16 protein-coding genes are annotated in these 12,374 nt (G+C 36.6%); 10 read left to right on the forward strand and 6 right to left on the reverse strand.

From position 1 onward, the window contains the following. Window positions 1-20 precede the first annotated feature (20 nt). Genes AP75_RS07675 through AP75_RS07685 form a run of 3 tightly spaced genes read left to right on the forward strand, consistent with a single transcriptional unit; the run spans window position 21 to window position 2,201 of the window. The gene (locus tag AP75_RS07675; RefSeq protein WP_088264114.1) at window positions 21-773 is read left to right on the forward strand and encodes an MlaE family ABC transporter permease; all 753 of its coding nucleotides are present in this window, start codon (window positions 21-23) and stop codon (window positions 771-773) included. Beyond that, the gene (locus tag AP75_RS07680) at window positions 773-1,582 is read left to right on the forward strand and encodes an ABC transporter ATP-binding protein (protein ID WP_088264116.1); all 810 of its coding nucleotides are present in this window, start codon (window positions 773-775) and stop codon (window positions 1,580-1,582) included. Before AP75_RS07675 ends, AP75_RS07680 begins: the two co-directional genes overlap by 1 nt. Continuing rightward, the gene (locus tag AP75_RS07685) at window positions 1,575-2,201 is read left to right on the forward strand and encodes an outer membrane beta-barrel protein (RefSeq protein ID WP_031501287.1); all 627 of its coding nucleotides are present in this window, start codon (window positions 1,575-1,577) and stop codon (window positions 2,199-2,201) included. Before AP75_RS07680 ends, AP75_RS07685 begins: the two co-directional genes overlap by 8 nt. Before the next feature lie 36 nt (window positions 2,202-2,237). Here AP75_RS07685 and AP75_RS07690 read toward each other — a convergent pair whose 3' ends face one another. Next, window positions 2,238-2,555, reverse strand: coding sequence for a lipopolysaccharide assembly protein LapA domain-containing protein (locus AP75_RS07690; protein WP_088264118.1), 318 nt, complete (start codon window positions 2,553-2,555; stop codon window positions 2,238-2,240). A gap of 77 nt (window positions 2,556-2,632) precedes the next feature. Further along, window positions 2,633-3,442 carry a M48 family metallopeptidase gene (locus AP75_RS07695; protein ID WP_031501281.1) on the reverse strand — a complete coding sequence of 270 codons (810 nt, stop codon included), beginning with the start codon at window positions 3,440-3,442 and terminating at the stop codon, window positions 2,633-2,635. A gap of 106 nt (window positions 3,443-3,548) precedes the next feature. Between AP75_RS07695 and AP75_RS07700 the strand changes: the two genes are divergently transcribed. Continuing rightward, a complete protein-coding gene (locus tag AP75_RS07700) occupies window positions 3,549-4,073 on the forward strand; it encodes a DUF4251 domain-containing protein (RefSeq protein WP_088264120.1) in 525 nt (174 codons plus the stop codon). Between the two features lie 3 nt (window positions 4,074-4,076). Here the strand turns inward: AP75_RS07700 and meaB are convergent, their stop codons facing one another. Beyond that, window positions 4,077-5,060, reverse strand: coding sequence for a methylmalonyl Co-A mutase-associated GTPase MeaB (gene meaB / locus AP75_RS07705; RefSeq protein WP_031501282.1), 984 nt, complete (start codon window positions 5,058-5,060; stop codon window positions 4,077-4,079). Between the two features lie 21 nt (window positions 5,061-5,081). After that, window positions 5,082-6,077, reverse strand: a complete 996-nt coding sequence (locus tag AP75_RS07710; protein WP_031501283.1) for an enolase C-terminal domain-like protein — start codon at window positions 6,075-6,077, stop codon at window positions 5,082-5,084. Between the two features lie 87 nt (window positions 6,078-6,164). Here AP75_RS07710 and AP75_RS07715 point away from each other — a divergent pair, with 87 nt between their 5' ends. From AP75_RS07715 to AP75_RS07730, 4 genes are read left to right on the forward strand one after another with little or no spacing between them, the layout of a single operon-like run. Beyond that, the gene (locus AP75_RS07715) at window positions 6,165-6,485 is read left to right on the forward strand and encodes a c-type cytochrome (protein WP_084185964.1); all 321 of its coding nucleotides are present in this window, start codon (window positions 6,165-6,167) and stop codon (window positions 6,483-6,485) included. A 1-nt stretch (window position 6,486) separates the two neighbouring features. Then, on the forward strand, window positions 6,487-6,831 hold the full coding sequence (locus AP75_RS07720; RefSeq protein ID WP_031501285.1) for a tRNA-binding protein: 345 nt from the start codon (window positions 6,487-6,489) through the stop codon (window positions 6,829-6,831). A 51-nt stretch (window positions 6,832-6,882) separates the two neighbouring features. Next, window positions 6,883-7,581, forward strand: coding sequence for a 3'-5' exonuclease (locus tag AP75_RS07725; protein ID WP_031501286.1), 699 nt, complete (start codon window positions 6,883-6,885; stop codon window positions 7,579-7,581). Window positions 7,582-7,621: 40 nt separating this feature from the next. Beyond that, window positions 7,622-7,948: an SUF system Fe-S cluster assembly protein gene (locus AP75_RS07730; RefSeq protein ID WP_031501288.1), complete on the forward strand. Its 327-nt coding sequence runs from the start codon at window positions 7,622-7,624 to the stop codon at window positions 7,946-7,948. On the opposite strand, the gene AP75_RS07735 is transcribed toward AP75_RS07730, so the two are convergent. Together AP75_RS07735 and AP75_RS07740 are read right to left on the reverse strand one after the other, a co-directional pair. Next, window positions 7,945-8,778 (reverse strand): sulfurtransferase, encoded by an 834-nt coding sequence (locus tag AP75_RS07735; protein ID WP_088264122.1) that lies wholly within the window; start codon window positions 8,776-8,778, stop codon window positions 7,945-7,947. The two genes, AP75_RS07730 and AP75_RS07735, sit on opposite strands and share 4 nt — an antisense overlap. Before the next feature lie 8 nt (window positions 8,779-8,786). Then, the gene (locus tag AP75_RS07740; RefSeq protein WP_031501289.1) at window positions 8,787-9,635 is read right to left on the reverse strand and encodes a beta/alpha barrel domain-containing protein; all 849 of its coding nucleotides are present in this window, start codon (window positions 9,633-9,635) and stop codon (window positions 8,787-8,789) included. 150 nt (window positions 9,636-9,785) lie between these two features. On the opposite strand from AP75_RS07740, the gene pepT reads away from it, so the two are divergent. Both pepT and AP75_RS07750 read left to right on the forward strand, forming a co-directional pair. Then, window positions 9,786-11,045 (forward strand): peptidase T, encoded by a 1,260-nt coding sequence (gene pepT / locus AP75_RS07745; RefSeq protein WP_031501290.1) that lies wholly within the window; start codon window positions 9,786-9,788, stop codon window positions 11,043-11,045. 406 nt (window positions 11,046-11,451) lie between these two features. Continuing rightward, entirely contained in the window at window positions 11,452-12,048 is a 597-nt protein-coding gene (locus AP75_RS07750) for a phage integrase SAM-like domain-containing protein (protein WP_088264124.1), read from the forward strand. Window positions 12,049-12,374: the final 326 nt, after the last annotated feature.

The raw sequence follows: 12,374 nt of genomic DNA on the forward strand, positions 1-12,374 counted from the left end.
TAAAACACTAATTTAGCAGAATGTTAAAAAAACTTTTGGGACATGTAGGAGCTTACTTTCTACTGCTGTCAAAAACGATAAAAAGGCCACAGAAATCTTCGGTTTTTGGCAAACTTTTCATGCGGGAGATTCATGATTTAGGTGTCAATTCCTTTGGTTTGGTACTTTTCACCTCTATTTTTGTGGGAGCTGTAGTCGCGATACAGATGTACAATAACTTTAGCGCTTCCACCTTCCCTATTCCCAATTCATTCATTGGATATGCAACAAAAGTAGTTTTGATCTTGGAATTTGCGCCTACCATCATTTCGGTAATTCTTGCCGGAAAAGTAGGTTCATATATCGCTTCAAGTATTGGTACAATGCGGGTTACTGAACAAATTGATGCTTTAGATATTATGGGGGTTAATTCTCCTAATTTTTTAATTTTACCTAAAATTTTGGCAAGCGTAATTTTCAACCCGTTGCTTATCGCCATCAGTATTGTATTTGGTATTTGGGGAGGATATTTAGCCGGAATTGCAACCGGAAGCTGGAGCAAAGCCGACTACATCACAGGAATCCAAATGTATATGCCAGAACATTTCATTTGGTATGCATTATTTAAAACTGCAGTTTTTGCATTTTTAATTGCCACAATTCCAGCATATTTCGGGTATAATGTAAAAGGAGGCTCACTAGAAGTAGGTCGGGCAAGTACACAAGCTGTGGTGTGGACGATTGTTTGCATCATTATCACCAATTTAATATTAACTCAAATGTTCCTCAGCTGATGATTGAAGTAAAAGATTTAAAGAAAAAGTTCGAGGAAGTGGAAGTATTGAAAGGAATTACAACTACGTTTGATACCGGAAAGGTAAACCTCATCATCGGGCAAAGTGGATCCGGAAAAACTGTTTTCCTGAAATGTTTGCTGAATGTTTACCAACCAAGTTCCGGAGAAATACTTTTTGACGGAAGAGACATCAATAAAATGTCGCGCGACGAAAAACAGATCCTACGCTCCGAAATCGGAACGGTATTTCAAGGAAGTGCGCTTTTCGATTCGATGACGGTGGAAGAAAATATCACTTTCCCACTAGATATGTTTACCGACCTTACTTACCGAGAAAAGAAAAGACGTGTTTTCGAAGTAATCGGAAGGGTTCACCTTGAAAAAGCAAACCGCAAATATCCTTCAGAAATCTCCGGAGGAATGCAAAAAAGGGTGGCCATTGCAAGAGCGATAGTGAATAACCCAAAATATTTATTCTGCGACGAACCCAACTCTGGGCTAGATCCATATACATCGAATATCATTGATGATTTACTCTTGGAAATTACCAAAGAATATAACACGACGACAATCATTAATACCCATGATATGAACTCGGTAATGACGATTGGCGAGAAAATTGTATACCTACGTTTAGGAATTAAGGAATGGGAAGGAAACAAAGACATCCTCATCAATGCAGGAAATAAAAACCTGATCGATTTCGTTTATTCCTCGGAACTTTTCAAGGAACTTCGAGAATATTTCTTAGAAACCAACAAAACTTCCATCGATAATATTATTACAAAATCTAATGAAAATGAATAAAATACTTAGCATCGCATTACTCTCTGCATCGGTATTTGTATCGGCACAAGTAACTTTATCTGGAAAGGCAAATTTGCTTTTTAAAACCGATAAGCCAACTTGGGAAAATATCAAAGGAACTGCAGTTACAGCATACAACAATTCAGGGAAAAACAATGTTGGTTTCAATGTTGGTTTATCTGCAAAAATCAATTTGCCGGCTTCCTTGTTTGTAATGCCTGAAATCTATTACACCACTTTCAAATCAGAATTTGAAGTGCCAAAAACTGCTGGAACAACTCTTGAAGTGAAAAGCAATCGCGTTGATGTTCCCGTACTATTAGGATACAATATTATAGGAGATAATTTAGGTGTATTTTTAGGTCCGGTTGCTTCCTACAACCTTGCTAAGGAAAATCAGTATGATGATTTTAAGGAAAATGCACTTAGTAATTTCACGGTAGGTTATCAATTAGGTGCGCAAGCTAAGATCCAAAAATTAATTTTCAATGCAAGGTACGAAGGTGCTTTCACCAAAGACCAAAGAGAATTTATCAACAACAATTCCGGTATCAACGAAACGATTCGTTATGACACGCGTCCGAGTTTATTCATGGTCGGAGTCGGTTATCAGTTTTAATAAAAACTTTATTTAAACATAAAAAAATCCTCAGAATTAAAAGTTCTGAGGATTTTCGTTTGTAGTATTTTGGAATGTTTGCTGCTTCGCCAGTTCGGCAGCTTGTTTTTCTAATTCTTCTTTTTCTTTTTTCAGTTGTTTCAATTCTTGGCGCTTCTGCTCTGCTTTCAAAGCCTTTCCTTTGCTTACATAACCAACGATTCCACCGATAATTAACCCAATTCCAATTCCCGCAAGAATTCCCATTAAACTGATGGGTTCAAATAATTTCACGAAAGAAAATTCCGGCAATAAATAATAAAGTAAAAATGCCACCGCCAATAGTAGGAAACCAATAAAAGTTAAATTTTTCATAGTCTTGATATTAAAAAACCTTTCCAAAAATAAGAATTTTTCGGAAAGGTTTGTGATAAATCTTTTTTTATTATATTTTAAATTTTCCCGCCTGCATTTTTATAATATTCCAAAGCTTTCGGCATGTGTTTATTTAAATCTGCTCTCCTGTTTTCAGGACTTGGGTGCGTTGAAAGAAATTCAGGTGTTCTGCTGCTAGAAGAAGAACTTTCCATTCTCTGCCAGAAAGGTTGCGCCTCACGAGGATCGTAACCCGCCATTGACATTAGATAAAGTCCCATTTCATCAGCTTCCAACTCTTGGTTTCTACCATATTTCAAGAGTGCAACTTGCGCTCCGATCGGATAAACCTGCTGAAAGATTTGAGCCATCTGTCCGCTGGTTAAAACGCCGCCTACAATTCCGCCAACACCCTGTGCAACCATTGCCTGAGAAATTCTCTCGTTACCGTGTCCGGCAAGTGCGTGAGATACTTCGTGTCCTAAAACTACTGCTAAACCTGTATCTGTCTTAGAAATTGGTAAAATTCCGGTATAAACTGCCACTTTTCCGCCCGGCATACACCAAGCATTTACTTGTTTATCATCGATGAGATTAAATTCCCATTGATAATTCGCAAGATCGCTTTCGCGACCGATTGAGCGGTAGTAATTGTTCGCTGCATTTTTTATTCTGGCGCCTACATTTTGAACGCTTTTCGCAGCCGTAGTTCCGCTAATCACTTTCGATTTTGATAAAGTTTCTCGATATTGTTGCAAAGCCATCGCCGTAATTTCTTGGTCATTGGCCAATTGCAAAGATTTTCTACCGGTAATCGGGTTCGTGGTACAAGCCATCATCATCAAAGATAATGCACCGATTCCTAAAATTCTATTAACATTTTTCATAATAGTTTAATATTTTAATAGTGTTCTATAAACAATTTTTATTCCACAATTTTCGTTTTTAAATTACTAGCATAATTTTTGCATTAAAAAACAAAAAAATAAGACAATGAAAAATTTATTCAAGATTATAATGCTCGGCGTATTGATGGCGATTTTCAATGCTTGTAGCTCCCAAAATACCGCTGCAAATGCGAATATTTCAAAATTACTTAAAGAAAATGAGTTCACCTTCATTGCGCAAAGAGCCAATCCGGCCAGTGCTGATGTAGTAAATGTGCTAACTTCAATGCCAAATTCCACCTCCACACAAGTATTAAACCTAGATTACGGTTACTCCTTGAAAATCATGAAAAACGAAATTACTGCAGTTTTGCCATACTTCGGAAGAATGTTTACTTCAAATTATGACAATACCAATAATTCCTATCGATTTACTTCAAAAGATTTCACCCTTACTCAAAAAGCAGGTAAAAAAGGAAGTACAATCTACTTCATCAATACCAAAGATCAACAGAATGTTCGAAGAATGATTCTGGAAGTTTTCCCTAATGGAAAAGCGTATCTCAACATCGATTCAACCGACAGACAACCCATTTCTTATGATGGATACATTCAAGAAAACTCGAAATAAATTTTATTTTTTTAACAGATTTTCTACAAAAATTTTGGCTTCCGAACTTGGATTAGATTTCAATTCGGAGGCCTTTTTTTTGTGTTCTAAATAATGATTTTCCGAAGAACCGGATTCCTTGGTCTTTTGCAAAATATATTCCTGCACCCAATATTCAAAGCGTTTTTCGGCTTGTTGCTTCCTGGCTTGTTCAAAATTTCCGTTCTTTATTTTTAAATCAATAAACTTGGAAATCGAATTGAAAACCTCTACCAACCCCTTATTGTTCAATGCAGAACCAAGCAAAACCGGTATTTTCCATCCTTTTTCTTTAGGTTGCAAAAAATGCAAGGCACGCGACAATTCGGTCTTCGTTGATTTCGCTTTCTGAAGATTGTCCTCTTCTACTTTATTAATAAAAATCAAATCGACCATCTCCATGATTCCTCGTTTAATTCCCTGAAGTTCATCACCTGCGCCAATGATTTTCAAAAAAAGGAAAACATCGGTAATATCCGCGACCAAAACTTCACTTTGACCCACTCCAACGGTTTCTATCAAAATATAATCGTAACCCGCTGCTTCGCAAATCAACATGGTTTCGAAAGTCGTGTTGGCTACTCCGCCTAGAAATCCGGAACTTGGAGAAGGACGTATAAACGCATTTTCCTCTTTTGAAAGTTCTTCCATACGTGTTTTATCGCCCAAAATCGAACCTTTGTTCAACGAAGAACTCGGATCGATGGCCAACACTGCAACTTTTTTTCCTTTTTCAATCGCCAACCTCCCGAAATTTTCAATAAAAGTCGATTTTCCAGCACCTGGAACTCCGGTAATTCCAACCCTCACACTTTTTCCGGTGAACGGTAAAATTTCCTTTAAAATAAGTTCAGCTTGTTCGCGATGTTCCCGTTTTTTGCTTTCAACCAAAGTGATGGCTTTCCCGAGGATGCGCTTGTCGCCGGATTTTATGCCTGTAATCAATTCTTCGGTTGAAAATTTTTTCATAAACTCAAAAATACGATTCTTTTACGAAATTATTTCAATTCCAAGTCCCGGTTTTTCGGATAAAATAAGTTTTCCGGAATCCATAAAACTGCCTTTTGCAAAATCATTTGAAATTAAATTAGCCCCATCCAAATCAGCAAAATTACATAAAGATGCAACGGCAATTCCCGCAGAAATCCCAACCGATGATTCTGTCATACAACCGATCATGACTTGATAATTGAGTTTTTTAGCTTCCGAAATTAATTCCAAAGCAGGCGAAATCCCGCCACATTTCATCAACTTAATATTGATTGCAGCATAATGCGGACGCAGTTTTTCAAGGGAAGAAATGTTCTGGCAATCTTCATCCGCCATCCAATTTGCATGAAGATTTTTATTTAAAATTTGATATTCACCAATCGGTCGGGGTTGTTCCAAATAAGAAAACCGAGAAGTTAGTTCGTTGTTTTGCAGAAAATTACAATCATCATCCGAAAAACTTGTATTTGAATCTAAAGCAATCTCTTTTCCGGTATCGAGAAGTTTAAAAATATTTTCGCGATCCAAACCATTACATTTTACTTTAAATTTTCGCCAATCCGAATTTTCGATTTTTCTAATTTGCTCCTCAATCGAAGCGATGCTTATGGTGTAAGAAGATTCTGTTAATCTATTGATTTTTAATTCATTAATGTCTGAAAAAGTCTTATTTTCTAATTTACCGAACAAATCCCAATACGCACAATCCAGAGCAGAAATAAGAAAAGAATGAAGTTTTAACGATGACAGAAAAAGATAAAAATCCTTCGGATGTACGATTTTTTGACTTTCAATTTGAGATTGAACGTATTTTAATTTCAAAATAAATTCGTCCAGATTAATTCCATAATAATTAATGGAAACACATTCGCCAAACCCGTCACAATTGCCATAAGAAAGCTTTACCAAGAGTGAATCCCGAAAATCATAATTTCCGTAAGAAATGGAAAAAGTTTCTTTTAATTTAAGTTTTTTGGTAAACCAATTAAGCTTCATTGAGGTAAAAATTTTGAAGGAAAAATAACGTACTGAAACAAATTTAGATGAAAATTGACTATTTTTGGATAAAACAAATATTAATTTATGAAAAACCAACATTCTTTCAAAAATTTTAAAAATACTTTGAAAACACTTTTAATTGCTGTTTCCGTGACCGGTTTTCTCGCTTCTTGTACGCCAAAACCAGCCGTAGCAGAAGGAACCAAAACCGACAACGCCGAAAAACTTGCTGCTGGAAAAACCATTTTCCAAAACTCTTGCGGCAGATGTCATGATTTACCAAATCCTACAGCGCATTCCGCGCAAGATTGGGTGGGAATTATGAACAGTATGGCGCCAAAAGCAAAACTCAATGATGAGCAACACGCTTTGGTGTACGATTACGTGGTTTCTGTAAAAAAATAAAATGCTGATAAAACCAGAAATTTCTTGGGAAGATTTCGAAAAAATAGACATCAGAAGCGGAACAATTATTTCCGTTTCTGATTTTCCGAAAGCCAGAAATCCTTCTTACCAACTAGAAATTGACTTTGGTGAGTTAGGAATTCGAAAATCTTCGGCGCAAATCACCACTTTGTACCAAAAAGAAGATTTGATTGGAAAACAGATTCTAGCAATCGTGAATTTTCCTAAAAAACAAATCGCCAATTTCTTCAGCGAATGTTTGGTTTTGGGCGTTTATGGTGAAAATAACGAAGTTACATTGCTTTCAACATCGTTTCCTGTGAAAAACGGATTTAAGGTTGGTTGATTTTTTTTAGGAGTTGAAAACTAAATTTTATTCATTAAAAAAACACAAATCATGATTCAAAATATTCCTTTTGAAAAAATACTTTTCCTCGACATCGAAACCGTTCCGCAATACGGAAATTGGGAAGATCTGGATGAATCTTCGCAAAAACTTTGGGACAAAAAAACCAAAATGCAGCGAAAAGAGGATTTTTCTGCGGAAGAATTTTACACGGAAAGAGGTGGAATCATGGCAGAATTTGGCAAAATCATCTGCATTTCTGTTGGTATTTTAGAGAAAAACGAGAAATTGATGATTAAGAGTTTCTACGGCGATGATGAAAAAAAGTTTTTGGAAGAATTCGGTTCCATTTTCAACCATCCGAAACTTCGCGATGTTGTTCTTTGTGCTCATAATGGGAAAGAATTCGATTTTCCGTGGATTGCGAGAAGGTTTTTAATTAATGGAATTCAACCGCCGAAACCTTTCCAAATGTTTGGAAAAAAACCTTGGGAAATTCCTCATCTCGACACGATGGAACTCTGGAAATTCGGTGATTATAAATCATACGTTTCCCTAGAATTGTTGGCGCATGTATTCGGAATCCCCACTCCGAAAGACGATATCGACGGCTCAATGGTTGCATCAATTTATTATATAGAAAAAGACTTATTTAGAATAGTTCAATATTGTGAAAAAGATGTCTTAACTTTGGCAAATATTTTCCGGCGCATGCGACAGGAAGATTTACTTGAAAAATTAGAAAAATAATTTGCTGAAAAGTCTTAAAAACAATACAGCTATCATTGAAATGAAATATACCGACGACCAGATTGCCGATATCGGCGAAAATATCATCAAAGCTTTAAAAACCGTTTACGACCCCGAAATCCCTGTTGATATTTACGAATTGGGATTGGTTTACGATGTACAAATTTCCGATGAAGGAGCCGTGAAAATCATCATGACGCTTACCACGCCAAATTGCCCGGTGGCAGAATCGCTTCCGGCGGAAGTCCGCGAAAAAACTTCGGAAGTAGAAGGCGTAAAAGAAGTAGATTTGGAACTCACTTTCGAACCATCATGGAACAAAGATATGATGAGTGAGGAAGCTCGTTTCGAGTTGGGAATGCTTTAATTTTTGGCGATCTCCTTCCCGCTCCTGCACCACTCGCTCCAGGAACCTACATAAAGAGCAGGAATTTCCATTCCTGCATAAGCCATTGCCAGAATGGTGTGACAAGCCGTAACGCCAGATCCGCAATGGATAATTAACTTTTCAGGATGATTATTCAAAATTTTCTGATAATTTTCTTTCAGGATTTCTGGTTGTAGAAATGTACCGTTTTCGGTTAAATTTTCTGTTAAAGGAATATTGATTGCTCCCGGAATATGTCCCGCGATTGGATCAATCGGCTCCGATTCTCCGTTGTATCGATAGGCGTCGCGAACATCAATCACCGTGGCAGATTTTTCAGAAAGTAAATCTTCAACCTCATCGATATCTGATGTTGGAAACTGCCATTTTTCAGGAATTCTGATGGTGCTTTGATGAAAATGCTCATTACCGGAATTCATTTCAAGACCTGCTTTTTCAGCTATTTGAAAACCGCTATCCAAAACCTGTACTTTTTCAATTCCGAATGCATAGAGCATCCACCAGCAACGTGCTGCGGCATTCGCACCATTTTTGTCATCATAAATCACTATTCGAGAATTCTCGGAAATCCCCAACTCTGAAAGTGTTTTAGCAAAATCGAACAAATCTGGCAGCGGATGTCTTCCTCCCTTTGAAGCATCTGATGAAACGGTAGCCAAATCTTTTTCTAAATCTACAAACCTCGCTCCTCTGATGTGTTTTTCAAGGTAATTTTGATGAGCATCTTTCCCGGATCTCGCATCAAGAACAATTATATTTCCTTGATTTACAATCGATTGAAATTCTTCAATGGCAATGATGGGTTTCATAGAAATCTTTAAAAATGAAAAATATCTTTTGCTTTATTCCATGCGCTTTCGAAGTTTAATAAATTCAAAGAATGATCTATTTTTTCTGAAGCCATGAAATTAATCACTTGTTCTGTCGGCATATTTCCCACCAAATCGTCTTTGGCCATCGGACAGCCGCCAATTCCTTTGATTGCTGAATCAAATCTTCGGCAACCTTTATCATAAGCTGCTTTCAGCTTTTTGTAAGAATCTTCGTATCGGTTATGAAAATGCGCACCGAAATCAATTTCCGGATATTTCTTAGGAATTTTTTCGAATAGTAGTTCAATTTTTTCCACATTTCCGGTTCCGGTTGTGTCGGAAAGCAAAATATTTTTGATCCCGATTTCATTAAAACGATTCGCCCAAAAATCAACATCTTCCAATTTCCAAATTTCGCCATAAGGATTCCCAAACGCCATTGAAAAATAGATATTCAAGGTTCTTCCGTCAGTTTTTAGCAATTCTGAAATTTTTAAAATATCATTAAAAGCCTCTTCCTGATTTTTGTTGGTATTTCGGTATTGAAAAGTTTCGGAAATGGAAAAAGGAAAACCCAAAATATCAACCTGCTGATGTTCCAAAGCTTTTTCAGCACCACGATAATTCGCGACAATCACCGAAAGTTTGGTGTTGGAGATCGATTTGTCAATTTCATCAATTACAATTCCCGAATCTGCCATTTGCGGTATCGATTTTGGAGAAACAAAACTTCCGCAGTCCAATACATCGAAACCCACATCCATCAATTTGTTGATATAGTCAATTTTTTTGGTTGTCGGGATAAATTCGCCCCAACCTTGCATCGCATCTCGTGAACATTCGGTTAAAAACATGAGTGATTTTAGGTTTTCTCAAAGATAATAATTTTTTTCAAAGCAAGTCTTTTTAAAGAATTCCCACAGGAATTTGGGTTAAAAATAGCCTTAAATCGCCATTTCCGAGTTGCAAAATCCTTACCTTTGTTAAAATTAAATTTAATCGAAATGAATACGATAGAATTCAATCTTGAGTGGAAACTCAAACTCCAAAACCGTTTTATCAATTACGTAAAAATCTTTTCAACCAGCGACGCAGAGAGCGACACAACCCCGTCCACCGAAAGACAATGGGATATCGCAAAATATATTTTTGAGGAATTGAAAACTTTAGGGTTAAGCGATGTTTCTTTGGATGAGAACGGATATATTTATGCTTACGTTCCCTCTAATCTGGAAAATGATGATGAGCCGGTGGTAGGTTTTATTTCTCATTATGACACTTCGCCAGATTTTAATGGGGAAAATGTGAAGCCACAAATTTGGGACGATTATGATGGTAAAGATCTATTATTGAACAAAGAAACCGGTTTTATCCTTTCTCCGTCGAAATTTGAAAGCTTAAAAGATTATGTAGGAAAAACTTTGATCACAACTGATGGAACCACTCTCCTCGGCGCGGACGACAAGGCTGGAATTGCAGAAATCGTAACTGCGGCGGAATATCTTTTAGCGCATCCTGAAATAAAACACGGAAAAATAGCAATCGGCTTCACTCCAGATGAAGAAATCGGAAGAGGCGCCCATAAATTCGACGTTGCAAAATTCGGTGCAGAATGGGCTTACACCATGGATGGAGGCGAAGTTGGCGAGTTGGAATACGAAAACTTCAACGCAGCCGGAGCAGTGGTGAAAATTCACGGTTTGAGCGTGCATCCTGGTTATGCATTCGGGAAAATGGTGAATGCTTCACTTTTGGCAGCAGAATTCATCAAAATGCTTCCGGAAAACGAAACCCCTTCTACAACGAAAGGTTTCGAAGGTTTTTACCATTTAATGGAAATAAAAGCGGATGTTTCTGAGGCGAAGTTGCAATACATCATTCGTGATCACGATGAAGCAAAATTTGAAGCAAGAAAAAAAATTATGGAGGAAAAAGTTGCTGAATTCAACGAAAAATTCGGGAAAGGAACGGCTGAAGTTGAAATTAAAGAGCAATACCGAAACATGAAGCAACAATTTGAAGGTAAAATGCACATCGTAGATATTGCGGAACAAGCAATGAAAGACGCGAATATTGAGCCAAAAATAAAAGCAATTCGTGGCGGAACCGATGGCGCACAACTTTCTTATATGGGACTTCCGTGTCCGAATATTTTCGCGGGCGGAATCAATTTCCATGGTCCGTACGAATATGTAGCTTTGGAAAGCATGGAAAAAGCAGTGAAAGTAATCATCAACATTGCGAAAGCCATCAAGAAACAATAAGTAAAAACCTCATCAAGAAAAAACCTCATCTTTTATCGGATGGGGTTTTTTATTTGGAATAAAATGCCAATAACCACTTTAATAGAAGTGGTTTCCGAAGTATTAAAACAAAAAAAAAGACTTACATTTCTGTAAGTCTTTGCTCCTCTTGCTGGGCTCGAACCAGCGACCCTCTGATTAACAGTCGGTTTTATTGTGTTTTATTATAATTTGCTTAATCTTTATTATGCTTTATTTTCTTTGATTATCAATTGTTTACAAATATTTTTCTTGTACAGTATTTTATAATATTTTACTTTTGGAGCGCAAATGTTCGTGAAATGTTCGTGAAAAAATTTTTGTAAAACACGATAAACAGGAACATCTGAAAAAAATGTTCGTGAAAAACGATAAAAATTGACACAAAATGGTAAGTTACACCTTTACACTTGCTCCAAAAGCGAATAAAACAGGGGAGAGAAGTATCATAATTTCATTTATAAAAGACCGCAAAAACACAAGTCTTTCAATCGGGAAAACTTGCAAGGAGAAGGACTGGAGTTTTGACGCTTGTCGTCTGAAAACTTCGCATCCCAATCACGCTAACCTCAACAAATTTATTGAGCGCAGAATTAAGATCATTGACGAGATTATCGACGATTTCGATAAAAATGGAATCTACTTCACGCTTCCTGATCTCATCAATAAACTAAAGACGAGCAGCGGACAAAGCATTTCCTTAACCTATACGAGTTTCCACGAAGATTTGATTAGAAATCTTTTGGCATCGGATAAAACTGGAACAGCGAAAGTGGAAAAAGATACTCTGAATGCGCTGCAACGGTTCTTTGGCAAAAAAGACATTAGCTTTAATGAATTGGATTATTCTAACTTGAAAAAATTTGAAGTCTATTGCATTTCTCGCGGGAATAGGGAGTCCAGTATCGCGATTAGAATGCGGACTTTGTCCGTTTTTTTGGTCATTCCCCATTTCGGAATCAAGATAATAAGTTGCGGGGGCTGATAAAGTCTTACCATAATTTTTTGTGAAATTTGATAAAAAAATTACCATTGTTAGGATTAAAGTAAATTTGAATTGATGAATCATAACGTTAGGTTTGTAAGTGTTTCAAAGTACTTAGAGCCTGTTTAAAAATTAAATTAGAAAAATTCGTATGGCGTTTATTTTATAAAATAATCTTATAAAAAACTGATTGTCAGTTGTTTATGTTGTTTATTTTCCGTAACTTGTTGGTTACTAATCAATTAAATTACAGTGAAAAATTACTCGACAAACATTTCTGACAATCAGTGGCAATTTATAAAAAAGACTTTGAACCTCAATGACAG

This window comes from Kaistella haifensis DSM 19056, assembly GCF_000735695.2.
Classification (GTDB): Bacteria; Bacteroidota; Bacteroidia; order Flavobacteriales; family Weeksellaceae; genus Kaistella; species Kaistella haifensis.

Bases quoted from the DNA above. Each gene is read 5' to 3' on its own strand.
- AP75_RS07675 (WP_088264114.1), top strand. From the start codon at position 21: ATGTTAAAAAAACTTTTGGGACATGTAGGAGCTTACTTTCTACTGCTG.
- AP75_RS07680 (WP_088264116.1), top strand. From the start codon at position 773: ATGATTGAAGTAAAAGATTTAAAGAAAAAGTTCGAGGAAGTGGAAGTA.
- AP75_RS07685 (WP_031501287.1), top strand. From the start codon at position 1,575: ATGAATAAAATACTTAGCATCGCATTACTCTCTGCATCGGTATTTGTA.
- AP75_RS07690 (WP_088264118.1), bottom strand. From the start codon at position 2,555: ATGAAAAATTTAACTTTTATTGGTTTCCTACTATTGGCGGTGGCATTT.
- AP75_RS07695 (WP_031501281.1), bottom strand. From the start codon at position 3,442: ATGAAAAATGTTAATAGAATTTTAGGAATCGGTGCATTATCTTTGATG.
- AP75_RS07700 (WP_088264120.1), top strand. From the start codon at position 3,549: ATGAAAAATTTATTCAAGATTATAATGCTCGGCGTATTGATGGCGATT.
- meaB (WP_031501282.1), bottom strand. From the start codon at position 5,060: ATGAAAAAATTTTCAACCGAAGAATTGATTACAGGCATAAAATCCGGC.
- AP75_RS07710 (WP_031501283.1), bottom strand. From the start codon at position 6,077: ATGAAGCTTAATTGGTTTACCAAAAAACTTAAATTAAAAGAAACTTTT.
- AP75_RS07715 (WP_084185964.1), top strand. From the start codon at position 6,165: ATGAAAAACCAACATTCTTTCAAAAATTTTAAAAATACTTTGAAAACA.
- AP75_RS07720 (WP_031501285.1), top strand. From the start codon at position 6,487: ATGCTGATAAAACCAGAAATTTCTTGGGAAGATTTCGAAAAAATAGAC.
- AP75_RS07725 (WP_031501286.1), top strand. From the start codon at position 6,883: ATGATTCAAAATATTCCTTTTGAAAAAATACTTTTCCTCGACATCGAA.
- AP75_RS07730 (WP_031501288.1), top strand. From the start codon at position 7,622: ATGAAATATACCGACGACCAGATTGCCGATATCGGCGAAAATATCATC.
- AP75_RS07735 (WP_088264122.1), bottom strand. From the start codon at position 8,778: ATGAAACCCATCATTGCCATTGAAGAATTTCAATCGATTGTAAATCAA.
- AP75_RS07740 (WP_031501289.1), bottom strand. From the start codon at position 9,635: ATGTTTTTAACCGAATGTTCACGAGATGCGATGCAAGGTTGGGGCGAA.
- pepT (WP_031501290.1), top strand. From the start codon at position 9,786: ATGAATACGATAGAATTCAATCTTGAGTGGAAACTCAAACTCCAAAAC.
- AP75_RS07750 (WP_088264124.1), top strand. From the start codon at position 11,452: ATGGTAAGTTACACCTTTACACTTGCTCCAAAAGCGAATAAAACAGGG.